Origin of the sequence: Limnomicrobium aquaticum (genome assembly GCF_040545545.1) — a bacterium.
GTDB classification, from domain to species: domain Bacteria; phylum Pseudomonadota; class Alphaproteobacteria; order Rhizobiales; family Rhizobiaceae; genus Ensifer_A; species Ensifer_A aquaticum.
On sequence record NZ_JBEPMB010000006.1, the window covers coordinates 57,564 to 74,795 of the forward strand.

The following is a 17,232-nucleotide window of genomic DNA, read 5'->3' on the forward strand; positions in this document are numbered from 1 at the left end:
TGCTTAGGTATGTCGCCAGCTTGAAAGGTCAAGCACCCTTACTTTCTTGCAATCAAAATTTCACAAAGAGCCGGTGTCATCTCTGAGGGCGTTTGCGGCTGGAAAGCACGCCGCGACCGAGACGCATGATCGCCTCCTTCAGCCGACCGTCGTCCATGCCATCGACCATATCTTCCAGCCTGGAGGCAGCAATAGCGTCCAGCGGGCGAAGCGGCCGGCTCTTCGGCTGTGGCGCAACGGGCTTCTGCACGATGCGCAGTTGCCGGATGGCGGCGAAGCCGAAGAAGGAATTGATGCGGGCGATAAGCTCGCCCTGTGCATGGGTGAGGAAGAGGGCGCGCGACCCTTCGCAGGCGACGGTGAGGACCCCCGGCTGCGGGCGACCGTCTCCGGCCTCGTCGCGGCGCGCCCAGGCGATCTTTTCCGGCCGGGTGCAATCGGCGAACTGGGGGCCGGCGATTTCCGGCCATGAACTCAGCAGCGCCGTATTGATGCCGGCACGGCGCGCGAGAACGGGATCGATGAGGCCATTGGCCACATTGGCGATCTGCTGCGCGCCCCGTCGTCTTTCCACCATGTTCTTGGCCCCTGGCGCCGGTTCTTCTTGAACCATGCGGCTTGCGTCGGCACATATAACGCAATTCGGCCGAAAGTGCGAACCGGATTCGTTTGTGGAATTGTGTGAAAACAAAAAGATAGGCGTCCCGGTTGAAGCGGGCGCAGATCGCCGGCCTGACGGCTGAAGAGGCGACGGAGCTCCAGACCTTGCAGAAAGACCTCAGTGACGTGCTCGTCGCCTGGTATGACCGGCACCATCGCGAGCTTCCCTGGCGGGTGAGCCCGGCTGCAGCGCGGAAGGGTGTCAAACCCGATACCTATCGCGTCTGGCTTTCGGAAGTCATGCTGCAGCAAACGACCGTCCAGGCCGTGAAGGCCTACTTCGAGAAATTCACCGCGCTCTGGCCGACTGTCAACGATCTCGCGGCGGCACCGGTCGAAGATGTGATGAAGGCCTGGGCGGGGCTTGGCTATTACGCGCGTGCCCGCAATCTGAAGAAATGCGCGGAAGCGGTCGCCAGCGATCATGGCGGCGTTTTTCCCGATACGGTCGAGGGCCTGCGCGCGCTGCCGGGCGTCGGCGACTATACTTCTGCAGCCATCGCAGCGATTGCCTTCGACCGCCCGGCGGCGGTGATGGACGGGAATGTCGAGCGGGTCATCTCGCGGCTCTACACGATCGGCGAGCCCCTGCCCGGTTCGAAGCCCCAGATGAAAATGCGCGTGGTGGAATTGACACCCTCCGATCGGCCGGGTGATTTCGCTCAAGCCATGATGGATCTCGGCGCGACGATCTGCACGCCGAAGCGGCCGGCCTGCGTACTCTGCCCGCTGACGGATGACTGTCAGGCGCTGAAAGAAGGTGAGCCGGAACTCTATCCCGTGAAGGCAACGAAGAAGGCGCGGCCCGTGCGCGTCGGATCAGCGTTTGTGGCCATCAACGGCAAGGGGGAAGTCCTGTTGCGTACCCGTCCGCCCGAGGGTCTGCTCGGCGGCATGGCCGAAGTGCCGGGCAGCCGCTGGACGGCACGCGAAGATGGCGCGACCGATTTATCGGCCGCGCCTTTTCCTGCGGATTGGCGGCCGGCCGGCGTGGTCACCCATGTGTTCACGCATTTCGAATTGCGGCTGACGGTTCATGTCGCCGAAACGGAAGGCAAGGCGGTCGATCACGGCTTCTGGCGCAAAATCGAAAATCTTGATCGCGAAGCGCTGCCGACTGTCATGAAAAAAGCAATCGAGGCCGCTATTCCCGGCGCGTTCTGATACCGGGCATTGCTTTGGCCCGACAGGTTTTTGAGAAAGGTTCTGCATGAAACCCGAAATTCGCCACATCGTCTTCGACATCGGCAAGGTCCTGATCCACTACGATCCCAACCTCCCCTTCAGCCGATTGATTCCGGACGAGACCGAGCGGCGCTGGTTTTTCGACAATGTCTGCACGCATGACTGGAACGTCGAGCAGGACCGCGGCCGCACCTGGGCTGAAGCCGAGGCGCTGCTGATCGAGTCCTATCCAGAGCGCGAGGAGCAAATCCGCGCTTTCCGCAAGCACTGGCATGAAATGGTGCCGCATGCCTATGACGGCAGCGTCGCAATCATGCGGAAGCTGATTGCCGACGGTCATGACGTGACGATGCTGACGAATTTCGCCGACGACACGTTTGCGGAAGCGCAAGACATGTACGACTTCCTGCATGCCCCGCGCGGGGTCACGGTTTCGGCGCGCGTTGGTCTGATCAAGCCGGATGCGGCGATCTACGAGACCCATGCCAAGGCCTTCGATCTCGATCCGAAGGCGTGCCTTTTTATCGACGACAGCCCACCGAATATCGTCGGCGCAAAAGGCTGTGGCTGGCAGGCGGTTGTCTTCACGGGCGCGGACAAGCTGCGGCAGGATCTCGCGGAATACGGGATTGCGGCGTAAGCGGCAGACTCAGGACTTCTTTCGTCGCGCAGATGCGGCCAGCATTTCGCGACGAAGGATGGCGTTCAGGCGCGACTGATAACCCTTGCCCTCGGACTTGAGCCAGTCCAGCACGTCAGCATCAATGCGAGCCGTTATCTGTTGCTTCACGGGGCGGTAGAATCTGCCCCGAACAGCATTATCGAACCGCGCTGGATCCAATTCCGCGATATCGGAAAGATCGGTTTCCGCATCCGGCTGGTCGCGCAGCGCCACAAGGCGCGCCCGGGCCTCCTCGGACAGCTGGGGAAGCGTTGCGATCGTGTGGCTAATTGTTTTCGTCATCGCTCCAAATCTAATTGCCGATCGTCCCTCCGGCGAGCACCGTTGCCTCAAGCCATAGTTTCGTCTAAAGGGCGCGCTTGTTTGGCGGTTGCCCGCACAATTCCCGTTTCCATTTCACGTCTGGACCATCATGAACGGCTTCGACCTCATCATTTTCGATTGCGACGGCGTGCTCGTCGATTCCGAGATCATCGCAGCGCGGGTGGAATCCGCGCTTCTGACCGAGGCCGGTTACCCGATCTCGGTGGAGGAAATGGGCGAGCGCTTTGCCGGCATGACCTGGAAGAACATTCTTCTGGCTGTCGAGGCCGAAGCCTCCATTCCGCTTTCAGCGTCGCTGCTGGACAAATCGGAGAAGCTTCTGGACCAGAAGCTTGCCAACGAGGTGAAGATCATCGACGGCGTGAAGTTCGCGCTCTCGCGGATCACGCTACCGCGCTGTGTCTGCTCGAACTCCAGCACGCAGCGCCTGGACGCCATGCTGACGCGCGTCGGGCTGAAGCCCTATTTCGAGGGGCATGTCTATTCGGCGAAGGATCTGGGTGCGGATCGGGTGAAGCCGAAGCCGGACATTTTCCTGCATGGTGCGGCGCAGATGAATGTCAGCCCTGCCAAGACCATCGTCGTTGAGGATTCGGTGCATGGCGTGACCGCAGCCCGCGCCGCCGGCATGCGCGTCGTAGGCTTCACCGGAGCGTCGCATACCTATCCGTCGCATGCCGACAAGCTGACTGAGGCGGGTGCGGAAACGGTGATCGCACGCATGAGCGAACTGCCGGCGACAATCGAAGCGCTGTCAGGCTGGCACGAACTGGTGTGACGACCGCCGCAGGCGGTCAAACCTGAAATGTAAAAAGGGGCGTTCGATCACGCCCCTTTTTTTGGTCCAGTCTGCGACCGTTCGCTGAAACAGCGAAGGCCGCTTACTTCTTCTTCTTTTTCGTAGCAGCCTTATCGGAGCCGTTGTCGAAGCCGACATAGATCATGGCGGTGTCGGCGCCGACAGGAATCATTACGTTGTCCTTGGAGAACAGGAACTGGCTCGCCGGCTCGCTGGTCGGAAGTGCTGCCTCGAAGGGCACGAGTTCCGAAAAGAGAACCTTGTCGCCTTCGGTGACGGCGACGCGGATCGGCAGCTTGGCGTTGCCCTTCGCGCCGGCCTGTCCGAGGACGATGCGGCCCGCGACCTGGACGGTAATCGCCATCTGGCCGCCTTCGAGGCGGCACTGGCGGGTCGTGTTGGCAATGGAGGCCTGGTACATCAGCTTGGCCTGATCCATACTCCCGTCGGGAGCAGCCTTGGTGCCGCCGACATAGACGTCGTGATAGGCCGTTCCGTCACGCAGAACGATGCGCGGGCAATTGCCCTGCACGACCGTCGGCTGGGGAGCGGACGCCTGCGTGGCGCCGAGACCCAGCGCGCTCTTCGTATCAGCCGTACTGCACGCCGCCAGCATCCCGAGGAGCGATGCGGCAACCAAACCCTTCGAAACCAGACCAAACGCTGTCATGTCACACCTTCACGAAACCTCGCCGGCATCATGCCGGCCCTGCGCTCTGTTCAATCGCAATCCGAAGGCAAAGGCATCATGACTTTGCCCGGAATTGCATCAGGCTTTCGCCGTTGCCTCTGATTTATCGCGTCCTTTGACGAAATGGAAGCTGTCGCCCCGGTTATACCTGACCCAAGTCAGGCATTTCCCGCGGAAATACCAAGGATAAAGCGCTTCCAGCCCGCGCGGAAAGTCTTTATAGCAGCAGTCGAAAATTGCGGGGCGGCGCTTCGTCCCGGCACGCTGCCTTACTGTGAGGACTTGGGAAGTGAAATACATTTCGACGCGCGGCGATGCGCCCGTTCTTGGCTTTTCGGACGCGCTTCTGGCGGGCCTCGCCGCCGATGGCGGTCTTTATGTCCCGAAGGAATGGCCGCATTTTTCCAAGAAGGACATCCGCAAGCTGCGCGGCAAGTCCTATCAGGACATTGCCGAAGCGATCGTCACCCCCTTTGTGGGCGGCGACATCGAGAAGGCCGACCTGCGCCGAATGATCGATGAGGCCTATGCGACCTTCCGCCATCCGGCCGTGACGCCGCTTGTGCAGACGGATGCGAATGTCTTCATCATGGAACTGTTCCACGGCCCGACGCTCGCCTTCAAGGATGTGGCGATGCAGTTGCTGGCCCGCCTGCTCGACCATGTGCTGACGGAGCGCGGCGAACGCGCCACCATCGTCGCCGCCACCTCTGGCGATACCGGCGGGGCCGCGATCGACGCCTTTGCCGGACGCGACCGGACCGACATTTTCGTGCTCTTCCCGGAAGGCAAGGTCTCGCCGGTGCAGCAGCGCCAGATGACGACGGCTGGTGCCGCCAACGCCTATCCGGTCGCCGTGAAGGGCAATTTCGACGACTGCCAGAACCTCGTGAAGGCGATGTTCGGCGATGTGAAGTTCCGCGACAAGGTGCAGCTTTCCGGTGTGAACTCCATCAACTGGGCGCGCATCATGGCGCAGGTGGTCTATTACTTCACCGCAGCGCTTGCCGTCGGCAGCCCGGACCGCAAGGTGTCCTTCACCGTGCCGACCGGCAATTTCGGCGATATCTTTGCCGGCTATGTCGCCAAGCAGATGGGTCTGCCGGTTGCCAAGCTGGTTATCGGCACAAACGAGAACGACATTCTCGCCCGCACGCTGAAGACGGGCCGCTACGAGATGCGCAGCGTCAAGGCGACAACGTCGCCCTCGATGGATATCCAGATCTCCTCGAACTTCGAACGTCTGCTTTACGAAGCATCCGACCGTAACGCCGGCGAAGTCGTGCGCTACATGAGCGGGCTGAAACAGTCCGGCGCGTTCGACATCGAAGAGAGCACCCTGAAGGCCATCCGCAAGGCCTTCAAGGCGACGCGGGCCTCCGAAGCCGAGGTCAAGAAGACGATCAAGACCGTGCTGGCCGAAACCGGCTATCTGGCCGATCCGCACACGGCTGTTGCAATTCACGCCGCAAAGCGCAATCTAAAGGCGGATGCGCCGATGATCGTCCTCTCCACCGCCCACCCGGCCAAGTTCCCGGCGGCAGTGAAAAAGGCCAGCGGTATTGACCCGGCGCTTCCGTCGTGGCTTGCTGGTTTGATGGACAGGGAGGAGCGCTTCGACGTTTTGCAGGCTGAGCTTGATGCCGTCGAGGCCTATATCGGCGGAAAAGCCCGGATTGCCGGACATTGAACGCCGGAAAGTGTGTTGATGAAAGTTGAGTGCACCAAGCTTCCGTCGGGTCTGACGGTCGTCACAGAAAACATGCCGCATCTCGAAAGCGTTGCGCTCGGCGTCTGGGTCAAGTCCGGCTCCCGCAACGAATTGCAGGATGAGCACGGAATTGCCCATCTTCTCGAACACATGGCCTTCAAGGGAACCGCAAAGCGGACCGCCCGTCAGATCGCCGAGGAAATCGAGAATGTCGGCGGCGAAGTCAATGCCGCCACCTCGACCGAGACGACCTCCTATTACGCCCGCGTACTGCGCGACGATACCGCGCTCGCGCTCGACATTCTCGCCGATATCCTGACGGAATCCTCCTTCGAGGAGGAAGAGCTGGAGCGCGAGAAGCACGTCATCCTGCAGGAAATCGGCGCGGCCAACGACACGCCCGACGATGTGGTCTTCGACCGTTTTGCCGAGACCGCCTTCCGCGACCAGACGATCGGCCGTGCCATTCTCGGCACGCCGGAGACGGTGCAATCCTTCACGCCGGACCAGATCCGCGCCTATCTCGGCCGCAATTACACGACCGACCGCATGTTCGTGGTGGCCGCCGGCGCCGTCGATCACGATGCGATCGTGAAGCAGGCCGAGGAGCGTTTCGCCTCCATCCCGCAGCGGCCGACGCTGCTGCCGGTCATGGAGCCGGCGCGCTACACGGGCGGTGATTTCCGTGAGACCCGCGACCTCATGGACGCGCAGGTTCTGCTCGGATTTGAAGGCCGCGCCTATCATGTGCGCGACTTCTATGCCTCGCAGGTTCTCGCCAATATTCTCGGCGGGGGCATGTCGTCGCGCCTCTTCCAGGAAGTGCGCGAAATCCGCGGGCTCTGCTATTCGGTCTATGCCTTCCACTGGGGCTTCTCGGATACCGGCATTTTCGGCATTCATGCCGCAACGGGTGCGGAAGACATGAGCGAACTGGTGCCGGTCATTCTGGAGGAACTGCGCAAGTCGTCCGAGAATATCCGGCAGGAAGAAATCAACCGGGCGCGGGCACAGATCCGCGCGCAGCTGATGATGGGTCAGGAAAGCCCGGCCGCGCGTGCCGGCCAGATTGCCCGGCAGATGATGCTCTACGGCCGTCCGATCTCCAACCCGGAGCTGATGGAGCGCCTGTCCGGCATCACAACCGAGCGGCTGACGGACCTTTCAGGCCGGCTGTTCTTCGACACGAAGCCGACGCTTTCGGCCATCGGGCCGCTGGAGAAGCTTGCGCCGCTGTCGGACATCACATCGTCGCTCTCGCACAACATCGCCAAACAGAAGTCGGCGTAAAGCCGCACGGCCCGGTCTCGGCAAGCGAAGACCTGACCAACAGAACCTTTTGGGGGTCCGAAGTCATCGATGCAGGGGTCCATGTTCCGTTTTCTCACGCGCCCTAACGGTGCGGTGAAGCTGAGCGACGGCAAGCATCTGCTGCGCATGCCCCGCTTTGCCGATTTCGATGCATGGTGGGCACTGCGCCGCGAAAGCCGGGCGTTTCTGCAGCCTTGGGAACCGACCTGGAGCGCCGACGACCTGACCGAACGCTCCTTCCGCGCGCGGGTGAACCGCTACGAACAGGAATATGCAGCAGGGACGGCCATCACGCTCTTCATCTTCGGCGAGCATGACGACCTGATGGGCGGCATCACCATCGGCAATATCCGGCGCGGCGCATCGCAATCCTGCATGATCGGATACTGGATGGGCGAGCGTTTTTCCGGCCAAGGCCACATGAAAGCCGCATTGAAGCTCACAGTCCACCACATCTTCGACCGGCTTCAGTTGCACCGCATTGAGGCAGCCTGTATCCCGGAGAACCATCGCAGCATCGGCCTGCTCGAAGGCGCCGGTTTCCGGCGCGAGGGCCTGTTGCGCGATTACCTGAAAATCGACGGCCGGTGGCGCGACCATGTGCTGCTGGCGCGTCTGGCAAACGACGATATTGGAAAAGACTTGCTTGATGATTCCGGCCTCTATCGCGCGAACAGTCATGCGTAAGCTGCCGCTCCGGGCCCCGTTTCTGACGTTGTTTCTGACGTTTCTCCTTGCGGCCTTCGCGTTGCAGTCCATGGCTCCGGTCTTTGCGGCGGAGCCGGTGAAGATTTCGCGCGAGGACAATGCGCTCGATCTGACCAAGACGACCGAAATCTATCGCAACCAGGGCAATGTGTTTCAGGTTTCGACGGCGGCGGGCGCCGACGGGATCGTGCGCCGCATCGAGGTGCGCTCGTCCGACAACAAGCATCAGGGCGACTGGGCCGTCTTTGCGCTCGCCAACGTGTCGGACCAGCAGCTTGACCGGGTGATCGTCGCGCCGCATTTCCGCCTCGTCAATTCGCGCCTCTTCTGGCCGGACCTCGGTTCACAGCGCATCATTTCGATCACCCCGTCGGAAGGCTTCGCACTCGACCGGGAGGCGAGCACGGAAGCAGACGTCTTCTCGATCACGCTGAACCCCGGCGCGGTCGTCACCTTCGTGGCGGAACTTTCGACGCCGGACCTACCGCAGCTCTACCTTTGGGAGCCCGATGCCTACAAGGATACGGTCAACGCCTTCACCCTTTATCGTGGCATCGTGCTCGGGATTGCCGGTCTCCTTGCGCTGATCCTGACCATTCTGTTCGTCGTCAAGGGCACGGCCATGTTGCCGGCGGCGGCAGCCCTCGCCTGGGCGGTGCTGGGCTATATCTGCGTGGATTTCGGCTTTCTGGAAAAGCTCGTCAGCCTCTCTTCCGGCGACCAGCGAATATGGCGGGCGGCGACCGAAGTGGGCATGGCGGCGAGCCTCGTGCTCTTCCTCTTCTCCTATCTCAATCTCAACCGGTGGCACACCAACCTTGTCTATGCGACGCTGGCCTGGATCGGCGGCCTTGGCCTTCTGGCGGGCGTTGCGGTCTACGACCCGGCGATTGCGGCAGGCGTGGCGCGGCTGTCCTTCGCGCTGACAGCAGCGGCCGGCGTGTTTCTCATCCTCTTCCTCGGCATCAAGCGCTATGACCGCGCGATTCTTCTCGTGCCCTCCTGGGCGCTACTGATCGCCTGGCTGGTAGCGGCATGGATGACCGTGACGGGGCGGCTCGACAACGATATCGTGCAGCCCGCGCTCGGCGGCGGCCTCGTGCTCATCGTGCTGATGATCGGCTTCACCGTCATGCAGCACGCCTTTGCGAGCGGCGGCTTCCACAACGGGCTATTTTCCGATCTTGAGCGGCAATCGCTGGCGCTGACCGGCGCGGGCGATACGATCTGGGATTGGGACGTGGCGCGCGACCGCATCGTCACCATTCCCGACATCTCGGTGCATCTGGGCCTGCAGCCGGGCGCCCTGCACGGGCCGGTGCGCAACTGGCTGCCGAACCTTCATCCCGACGACCGCGACAGGTTCCGCGCCACGATGGATGTGCTGCTGGAACATCGGCGCGGCAAGCTGAACCACGAGTTCCGCGTCCGGGCGCAGGACGGGCATTATCACTGGCTGGCCGTGCGGGCTCGACCTGTCGTGGGCTCGACGGGCGAAGTCATCCGCTGCGTCGGCACGCTGATCGACGTGACGGAGGAGCGCAACTCCATCGAACGGCTGTTGCGCGATCCGCTGACCGACAATCTGACCGGTCTGCCGAACCGCCAGCTTTTCGTCGACCGCATCCAGTCGCTGCTGTCGATTGCCAGCGAGCAGAACCCGATCCAGCCGACCGTGCTCTCCATCGGCATCGACGGCTTCAAGAGCGTCAACGACCGGCTCGGCATCGCCGCCGGCGACAATATCCTCATCGTGCTGACGCGCCGCCTGCGCCGGCTTCTGAAGCCGCAGGACACGCTGTCGCGCATTTCCGGCGACCGCTTCGGGATCGTTCTGGTCTCGGAGACGGAAACGCAGAAAGTGGCCGACTTTGCCGACGCTATTCTGCGCAGCATCTCGACGCCCATCGACTTTGCCAATCAGGAAATCGTATTGACGGCCTCGATCGGTCTGGCCTCCTGGCTCGACCAGTCGCAGGACGGCGCAGGCCTTCTTGCCGATGCGGAACTCGCGATGATCCGCGCCAAGCGCGAGGGCGGCAACCGGGTCGAGCCGTTCCGGCCTGCGTTCCGGACCGCCGGTAGCGACGCGCAGGAACTGGAAGTCGACCTGCGGCGGGCGCTTGAGCGCAAGGAACTGACGATGGTCTACCAGCCCATCGTCGATCTCGCCTCGCGCCGCATTGCAGGCTTCGAGGCGCTGATGCGCTGGGAGCATCCGCGCCGCGGCGATGTCTCGCCCAACGAGTTCATTCCCGTGGCGGAAGATTGCGGACTGATCCATCAGGTCGGACTGTTTGCACTGGAGCGCGCGGTGGCCGATTTCAGTCTCTGGCAGCAATTGGGCGGCGATCTGCCGATCTTCATTTCGGTCAACATGTCGAGCGCGCAGCTGATCAACAGCAGCATTTGCGACGACTTCCGCTCGGTCGTCGCCAAGAACCGCTGTCAGCCGAGCCAGGTGAAGCTGGAGCTGACCGAGACCGTGCTGATGGAAAATCCCGAACAATCGCGGATGATCCTGAACCGGCTGAAGAGCATGGGCTTTTCGCTGGCACTGGACGATTTCGGTACCGGCTATTCCGGCCTCGGCTATCTCACCAAACTGCCCTTCGACACGATCAAGATCGACCGTTCGCTGGTGGTCAACCAGACGCCGACGGGCCGCACGATCCTGGTGTCGCTGCTCAACATGATCAACAAGCTCGATATGGTCGCGGTTGCGGAAGGCGTCGATACGGACGAACTCTCCGCCAAGCTCAGCGAACTTGGCTGCGCCTACGGCCAGAGTTACCTCTTCGGCCCGCCGATCACCGCAGACATGGCACAGAGGCTCCTGCGTGAGCGCTTCCCTCTCGTGGGGGCCAAGGCGTAGACGCTCAAGCTGCCACTTTCGCGGCCTTGCCCCATCAACGGAGATTTGCAATACTGCGTATTACAAATTTTGGAGGTGCGGATGGCAAAGCCTGATCTCTCTGACCCGATCACTTTGAGAATGCCTGTCGATGTTCTTGCCGACATCGAAGCGATCGCTGAGGCGACCGAGCGCTCGAGAAGCTGGATTATCGTTCGCGCGTTGCGGACCTATCTGATGAATGAGGGTGCTGATGTGCTGGCGGCCATCAAAGGGCGCGAAGAAATTGCCAACGGCGAGCATGCCAATATCGATGACGTCATTGCCGACATAGACCGCATCATCGCGGGCAAGGTTGCATGACACAAATCCGGCTTTCGTAGCTCGCCGCCGATTACGTCCGCCAAGAGGCCGAATATCTCCGTCTGCGCAATCCCAGCGCCGCTCGCAAGTTTGCGTCAACCGTCAGGGAAGCGAACACTCGAGCGCTTCCCCCATGCCGGCAGCAAAACGCACGGTCTTCAGATCGCCGGAGGCCGCACACTCGTCGTCGGGGACTATCTCTTTCATTATCTGTTGCACGGCAATCTGATAGACATTGTCGTCATTCGCCACGGCAGAACGCAGCATGCCGCGCCTTCGACCGAACTCGACAGCGACCTGTAGCCTCCGTCAGGCGTGGCCCATTTCGCTGGAAAGCATTGATGGCGAGATGCCCAGCAGCGCCATGGCGCGCTCGTATTTCGTGTCCAGGTCCCAGTCGAAGATGAGGGCTTCGCTCGCCGGGCAGGTCAGCCACGCATTCTGCGCGATCTCGTTTTCAATCTGGCCGGCGCTCCAGCCGGCATAGCCGAGCAGCATGGTCGCGCGGGTCGGACCGCGCCCGGCGGAGATTGCGCGGATGATGTCCTGCGTGGTGCTGAGGCAGAGCTCCTCGCTGAGCGGGATCGAGGAGTTGCAATGATAGTCCTCGGTGTGGAGCACGAAGCCGCGGCCATTGTCGACGGGGCCGCCGGACAGAACGGGGAACTTCGAAACAGCCAGCGGAAGACGATCGACGGAGTCGTCGGTAGCGATCTTCAGATGGACGAGAATTTCTGAGAAGGAAACGTCCTGCGCGCGATTGATGACAAAGCCCATGGCTCCATCCTCGGAATGGGCACAGACATAGACAACCGTGCGCACGAAATTCGGGTCGAGCATCGAGGGCATGGCGATCAGGAACTGACCGTCCAGGAACCCTTTGTCCTTTCTGCTTCCCATTCCCAACATGTTCATCATGGAGAGCAGCCTAGCAAGTCGGGTGAAAATGAAAAGGGCGAAACGCGATAAATTTTTCTCTCCCCGCGCGCCTCACAATCAAGTGAATTTGAACGCCCGGCCGATGCTCGTGTCTGGCATAAGCAATGCCAAAGACTTATCGATGATGCATGACAACGAGATTCAAGATGCTGACAAAGCGATTCATGATGGCGGCGCTGCTTGCCCTGCCTTCTCTCTGCACGATGACACTGCCTGTCTGGTCCGCCAGCTCCCCGTGGATCGGCACCAAGGGCGGCAAGCTCAGACTGGTGGCGCTGCCGCCGGATGGTGAGGGCACCATTCGCGGTTTTGTGGAAATCACGCCCGAAGACGGCTGGCACACCTATTGGAAAGTGCCCGGCAGCGGCGGCATCCCTCCGCAGATTTCGCTGAAGGAAGGCGGCAATGCCCGGCTCGAGAAGGTCGATTTTCCGGCGCCCCGCATCTTCGATGACGGCAACCTGCGTGACTTCGGTTACGATGCCCGCGTGATGCTTCCCGTCACGCTGAAACAGGACAGGCCGGGCCAGCCATCAACCATCGCCGCCTCTGTCTTCATCGGCCTTTGCGCCGATATCTGCGTTCCCTTCCAGGCCGAGGTGTCTGCCAAGGTTGCGCCGGACGACAAGCCGAAGCCGGCGGAGCTTGCACTGGTCAACGCGGCCAATGCGTTGCTTCCGGAAGCGCCGGGGACGGATTTTTCGGTCGCGGAAGCCAGCGCGACGGCCGATGGTCAGGGCGTCGTCATGAAGCTGCGTCTGCCTGCCGGCGCGGATGTCACGACGGCCGATATCATCGCGATCGGTCCCGACGGACAACCGCTGAGCCGCCTGATGCGCAGGACTTCGGAAGCGGGAACGCTCTTTGCGGAGGCAAGGCTGCAGGGTGGTTCGGCCACCAGTCTGGCAGGCAAATCGCTGACCATTCTGGCGCTCGCCGGAAGCCGGGCGATGGAAACGACCGTTGTCCTGAAATAACAGGCACCCGCCGCAATCCATTATCATTCGAAAAGCATATTACCGACTGATCGCCTCATGCCTTGAAATCGGGCCGGCATTCCGCTTTGATCCGCGCCAACATCAAACCCAATAATGGAGAGACACCATGACCATCGAACCCGGCAGCCAGATCCCCGACGTTACGCTGATGGAGCGCACGCCCGATGGCCCGGCCAAGATGTCTTCGAAGGAATTCTTCGATGGCAAGCGCATCGTGATCTTCGGCGTTCCCGGCGCATTTACGCCGACCTGCTCGCTGAACCACCTGCCCGGCTATCTGGAAAACCGCGATGCGCTTCTCGCCAAGGGCGTGGACGACATCGCGGTCATCTCCGTCAACGACCACCATGTGATGAATGCATGGGCCAAGGCGACCGGTGCTGAAGGCAAGATCCGCTTCCTCGCCGACTGGGACGCCTCTTTCGCCAACGCCACCGGCCTTGCCAAGGACCTGAGCGCCGGCGGCCTCGGCGTCCGTTCCACGCGCTTCTCCATGCTGGTGGAAAATGGCGTCGTGAAGTTCGTCGAGGTCGAGGAAAATCCCGGCCAGGCGACGGTTTCGTCGGCTTCGGCTATGCTGGAACGGCTGTAAGGGGTTGCGGCTCCATCCATCTCCCCCCTTGTGGGGGAGATGGCGGCAACCAGAGGGGGACTTTACCGCGAACACCTGAGCAAGCGGATAGAAGACCCCTCCCCAACCCTCCCCACAAGGGGGAGGGAGAGTGACCGACTCACTCCCCCAACCGCGAGGCCGTGACCACGCTCTGGTAGAGGGCTTCCACCTGCCGCGTCAGTTCCTCCGTGTCGAAGAGCGGCGCGGTGTCGCGGGCGGCAACCAGCCGATCGTGCAGATCGGTCAACCGCGCGGGATCGCCCGCTACCTCGATGGCCATGGTCTCAAAACCCGCCAGATTATCCGCCACCAGTTCGCGCAAACCCACCGCATTGAGCAGGCTTTCGGACACGCGACCGGCGAAACTCGTGCCCTTGAACGATAGAACCGGAACGCCGGCCCAAAGCGCGTCCGAGGTCGTCGTATGGCCGTTGCAGGGGCCGGTATCAAGCGCCAGATCCGCCTGCGGCAAGCGGCGGAGATGATTGCCCGGGAGCGCGAGATCGGCGAAAATGAGCCGCTCCGGAGATATCCCGCTTTTTGCGGCAGCGGCGCGCAGGTTCGCCTGCGCCAGAGCGCCCATCGGGTAAAGCCAGAGCACCGCATTTTCGACAGCCGAAAGGATGTGCATCCAGCTTTCGAAAACCGGAAGGCGGATCTTTGCCGGGTGATTGAAGGCGGCAAAGACGATGGCATCCTGCGGCAGGCCGTGGTCGGCGCGGTCCCCTGCCCGGCTCACCCGCTCGCGCGCAGCATCGTTGCACTGGTAGGAACCGGGAAGCCGGAGCAGCTTTTCCTGATAATACGGAATGCTGGTGTCCGGCGTGACGATATGATCGGTGATGGCAAACTGGATGCCCGCGCCCGTGACGGAGCCCGGATAGCCGAGCCAGGTTAGCTGGATGGGCGCGGCGCGGCGGCAGAAGATGCCCAGCCGCGACCCTTGCGTGAAGCCCTTGAGATCGACTAGGACATCGATGCCAAGGCTGCGTATCGTCTCGGCGGCCTCGGCGTCCGTGAGGTTCAGGATGTCGATGTAATAATCCACCGTGTCGAGCATGCGCTCGTGCATCGCATCCTCTCGGCGGGATGCCGGCGTGTGGCAGAAGGCGAAGATTTCGAAACGATCGCGGTCATGCGCTTCCAGAACGCCGGCCAGCAGCGACATGGTGGCGTGGTCGTAGAAGTCGCAGGAGACATAGCCGACGCGGATGATTTCCGGGTCCTTGCCCTCGACCTGCGTGTCGAACCCGACCGCCGGCGCGACCGGCGGCAGCATGACATCCGCCGTGCGCCTAGCATAGCGCGCCAGCAGCGCCTCGTCGCCCGTCCACATCAGGGCCCGGAAGGCATTCTCGCGGATATCGGCGGCATCGCCTTCTTGCGTATAGGCCGCCTCAAGCCTTGCCTGTAGGGCGGCGGAGGTTTCGAGATCGCAGACATTGGCGGCGGCCCAGAAATATTCCGACAGCGCCAGCCGCTCGTCCGGACGCTCGGCATGCGCGCGGGCAAGCGTTGCAAAGGCCTCTTCGAACAGGCCGAGACCGTTGAGGATGATGCCTGCGGAGAGGCACGCATCGAAATCCGCCGCTGTCGTCGCCAGTTTCAGCGCGGCATCTCTGGCCAGCCCGTAGTCACCCATCTCGCGGGCAAGCCCGCAAAGGCTCTGGAGAAGGTCCGGATCATCCGGCAGGTCCGGCTGAAGCGCGTGGAGCACCTGAAAGGCCAGCGGACGCTCGCCCAGTTCCTCGAAGAGGCTGGCGGCGCGGAAGGCGATGTCCTTGCGCCGCGCCGTCGCCTTGCCGGCGGCCTCGGCATAGAGCATGGCGGCTTTGCGCTTTTCACCCCCCTGTTCGAGGATCGTGGCGGAAAGCAGCAGAATATCGGCATCGGAGCGATCGAGCGACAGGATGCGGTCACACACGGCAAGGGCCAGCGCGGCATTGCCCGAGCGGAATGCCGCGAGCGCCTGTTCGTAAATCTCGGACGCCAAAGCCGCCTCCCTTGCAAATTTGCGGGAGCATAGGAGGAAGGTCTTGCGTCAGGCTGGCAGGTTCAAAGCCAAGAAGAAAAGACAACGCCCGGAGCTTGGAGGCTCCGGGCGGGAAATCCGGTGGCGCTGGACTGGAGGTACAGGCGTCGTCGGTTGGCTTCAGGGCAAAAGCGGTGTCAGGGGTTACCCCGCCTTGGCCATGTCTTCCCTGATGAGAGAACGCAATACATCGATGGGCTTCAGGGACTGCCCATCGTCGAAGTGCCAGTAGGTCCAGCCGTTGCAGGCATCCAGGCCCTGCACGCGCGCACCCACCTTGTGAATGGAACCGGCTTCCACACCCGAAACCAGCGTGCCGTCGGCGCGCACGATGGCGCTGACGCGGCGTCTGGCGTCGGACAGGATCGTGCCGGGCTTCATGAGGCCGGATTCGATCAGCGAGACGAAGGCGACGCGCGGTTCGGCCTTCTTGCCGGTCATGACGGTCAACTCAGTCGCACCCAGCGGCTCGACCGCATCGATGCGCGCCGAAGCGGCATCGATATAGTCCTGCTCGCGCTCGATGCCGACGAAGTTGCGGCCGAGACGCTTGGCCACAGCCCCTGTTGTGCCGGTGCCGAAGAAGGGATCGAGCACGATATCGCCGGGCCTGGTCGAGGACATCAGCACACGCGCCAGCAGCGCTTCCGGCTTCTGGGTCGGATGAACCTTGTCGCCGTCGTCATTCTTCAGGCGCTCGCCGCCGTTGCAGATCGGGAAGAGCCAGTCGGAGCGCATCTGCACGTCCTCGTTGGCGGCCTTCATTGCCTCGTAATTGAACGTATAGGCCTTGGCGTTGGCGTCGCGGGACGCCCAGATCATGGTCTCATGCGCGTTCTGGAACCTACGCCCCTTGAAATTGGGCATGGGGTTCGTCTTGCGCCAGACGATGTCGTTCAAAATCCAGAAATTGAGATCCTGCATGATGGCGCCAACACGGAAAATATTGTGATAGGAGCCGATGACCCAGATCGTTCCGTTCGGCTTCAGGACGCGGCGGCAGGCGAGCAACCATGCCCGCGTGAACGCATCATAGACCTCGAAAGAGGCGAACTGATCCCAATGATCGTCACAGGCATCGACCTTGGACTGGTCGGGCCGGGTCAATTCGCCGCCGAGCTGGAGGTTATAAGGCGGGTCGGCGAAGATGACATCGACGGACTTGTCCGGTAGCGCCTCAAGCGCCGCCACGCAGTCACCCTTGATGATCGTGTTGAGCCAGTTGCGACTTTCCGGACGGCCGGAAACCTCGCCAAGCGAAAGAACTGCAGACATCGGATACTCTTGGTTACGCTTACTCGGAACACTTCAAGACACATCCAAACAGATGCGCTTAACTCCCGGTTAGGGTTACCGATTTTG

At 61.9% G+C, this 17,232-nt stretch carries 17 protein-coding genes; 10 read left to right on the top strand and 7 right to left on the bottom strand.

From position 1 onward, the window contains the following. Positions 1–76 precede the first annotated feature (76 nt). On the bottom strand, positions 77–577 hold the full coding sequence (locus ABID16_RS17135) for a DUF721 domain-containing protein (RefSeq protein WP_354557584.1): 501 nt from the start codon (positions 575–577) through the stop codon (positions 77–79). A 131-nt stretch (positions 578–708) separates the two neighbouring features. Between ABID16_RS17135 and mutY the strand changes: the two genes are divergently transcribed. Both mutY and ABID16_RS17145 read left to right on the top strand, forming a co-directional pair. Next, positions 709–1,824, top strand: a complete 1,116-nt coding sequence (mutY, locus tag ABID16_RS17140; protein WP_435532441.1) for an A/G-specific adenine glycosylase — start codon at positions 709–711, stop codon at positions 1,822–1,824. 46 nt (positions 1,825–1,870) lie between these two features. After that, on the top strand, positions 1,871–2,485 hold the full coding sequence (locus ABID16_RS17145; RefSeq protein WP_354557585.1) for an HAD family hydrolase: 615 nt from the start codon (positions 1,871–1,873) through the stop codon (positions 2,483–2,485). Positions 2,486–2,494: 9 nt separating this feature from the next. Here the strand turns inward: ABID16_RS17145 and ABID16_RS17150 are convergent, their stop codons facing one another. Further along, positions 2,495–2,740, bottom strand: a complete 246-nt coding sequence (locus ABID16_RS17150; RefSeq protein ID WP_354557586.1) for a BrnA antitoxin family protein — start codon at positions 2,738–2,740, stop codon at positions 2,495–2,497. A gap of 199 nt (positions 2,741–2,939) precedes the next feature. Here ABID16_RS17150 and ABID16_RS17155 point away from each other — a divergent pair, with 199 nt between their 5' ends. Continuing rightward, positions 2,940–3,629 carry an HAD family hydrolase gene (locus ABID16_RS17155; protein ID WP_354557587.1) on the top strand — a complete coding sequence of 230 codons (690 nt, stop codon included), beginning with the start codon at positions 2,940–2,942 and terminating at the stop codon, positions 3,627–3,629. A 103-nt stretch (positions 3,630–3,732) separates the two neighbouring features. On the opposite strand, the gene ABID16_RS17160 is transcribed toward ABID16_RS17155, so the two are convergent. Then, positions 3,733–4,320 carry a hypothetical protein gene (locus tag ABID16_RS17160; RefSeq protein ID WP_354557588.1) on the bottom strand — a complete coding sequence of 196 codons (588 nt, stop codon included), beginning with the start codon at positions 4,318–4,320 and terminating at the stop codon, positions 3,733–3,735. Between the two features lie 310 nt (positions 4,321–4,630). On the opposite strand from ABID16_RS17160, the gene thrC reads away from it, so the two are divergent. The 5 genes from thrC to ABID16_RS17185 all read left to right on the top strand — a co-directional run bounded on the left by thrC (position 4,631) and on the right by ABID16_RS17185 (position 11,288). Then, positions 4,631–6,031, top strand: a complete 1,401-nt coding sequence (thrC, locus tag ABID16_RS17165; RefSeq protein WP_354557589.1) for a threonine synthase — start codon at positions 4,631–4,633, stop codon at positions 6,029–6,031. A gap of 15 nt (positions 6,032–6,046) precedes the next feature. Further along, positions 6,047–7,342, top strand: a complete 1,296-nt coding sequence (locus ABID16_RS17170; protein ID WP_354557590.1) for a M16 family metallopeptidase — start codon at positions 6,047–6,049, stop codon at positions 7,340–7,342. A 69-nt stretch (positions 7,343–7,411) separates the two neighbouring features. After that, complete coding sequence (locus ABID16_RS17175; RefSeq protein ID WP_354557591.1) at positions 7,412–8,050, top strand: GNAT family N-acetyltransferase; 639 nt, start codon at positions 7,412–7,414, stop codon at positions 8,048–8,050. After that, on the top strand, positions 8,043–10,946 hold the full coding sequence (locus ABID16_RS17180; protein WP_354557592.1) for an EAL domain-containing protein: 2,904 nt from the start codon (positions 8,043–8,045) through the stop codon (positions 10,944–10,946). Before ABID16_RS17175 ends, ABID16_RS17180 begins: the two co-directional genes overlap by 8 nt. Before the next feature lie 81 nt (positions 10,947–11,027). Beyond that, positions 11,028–11,288 carry a CopG family ribbon-helix-helix protein gene (locus ABID16_RS17185; RefSeq protein ID WP_354557593.1) on the top strand — a complete coding sequence of 87 codons (261 nt, stop codon included), beginning with the start codon at positions 11,028–11,030 and terminating at the stop codon, positions 11,286–11,288. Positions 11,289–11,390: 102 nt separating this feature from the next. Here the strand turns inward: ABID16_RS17185 and ABID16_RS17190 are convergent, their stop codons facing one another. Continuing rightward, the gene (locus ABID16_RS17190) at positions 11,391–11,555 is read right to left on the bottom strand and encodes a hypothetical protein (protein ID WP_354557594.1); all 165 of its coding nucleotides are present in this window, start codon (positions 11,553–11,555) and stop codon (positions 11,391–11,393) included. Positions 11,556–11,597: 42 nt separating this feature from the next. Further along, complete coding sequence (locus ABID16_RS17195; RefSeq protein ID WP_354557761.1) at positions 11,598–12,203, bottom strand: YqgE/AlgH family protein; 606 nt, start codon at positions 12,201–12,203, stop codon at positions 11,598–11,600. Positions 12,204–12,373: 170 nt separating this feature from the next. Here ABID16_RS17195 and ABID16_RS17200 point away from each other — a divergent pair, with 170 nt between their 5' ends. Both ABID16_RS17200 and ABID16_RS17205 read left to right on the top strand, forming a co-directional pair. Beyond that, entirely contained in the window at positions 12,374–13,204 is an 831-nt protein-coding gene (locus ABID16_RS17200; RefSeq protein ID WP_354557595.1) for a protein-disulfide reductase DsbD domain-containing protein, read from the top strand. Between the two features lie 127 nt (positions 13,205–13,331). After that, on the top strand, positions 13,332–13,817 hold the full coding sequence (locus ABID16_RS17205; RefSeq protein WP_354557596.1) for a peroxiredoxin: 486 nt from the start codon (positions 13,332–13,334) through the stop codon (positions 13,815–13,817). A gap of 139 nt (positions 13,818–13,956) precedes the next feature. Here the strand turns inward: ABID16_RS17205 and ABID16_RS17210 are convergent, their stop codons facing one another. Further along, on the bottom strand, positions 13,957–15,831 hold the full coding sequence (locus ABID16_RS17210; protein WP_354557597.1) for an O-linked N-acetylglucosamine transferase, SPINDLY family protein: 1,875 nt from the start codon (positions 15,829–15,831) through the stop codon (positions 13,957–13,959). Positions 15,832–16,014: 183 nt separating this feature from the next. Further along, positions 16,015–17,145: a site-specific DNA-methyltransferase gene (locus tag ABID16_RS17215; RefSeq protein ID WP_354557598.1), complete on the bottom strand. Its 1,131-nt coding sequence runs from the start codon at positions 17,143–17,145 to the stop codon at positions 16,015–16,017. Positions 17,146–17,232 lie beyond the last annotated feature (87 nt).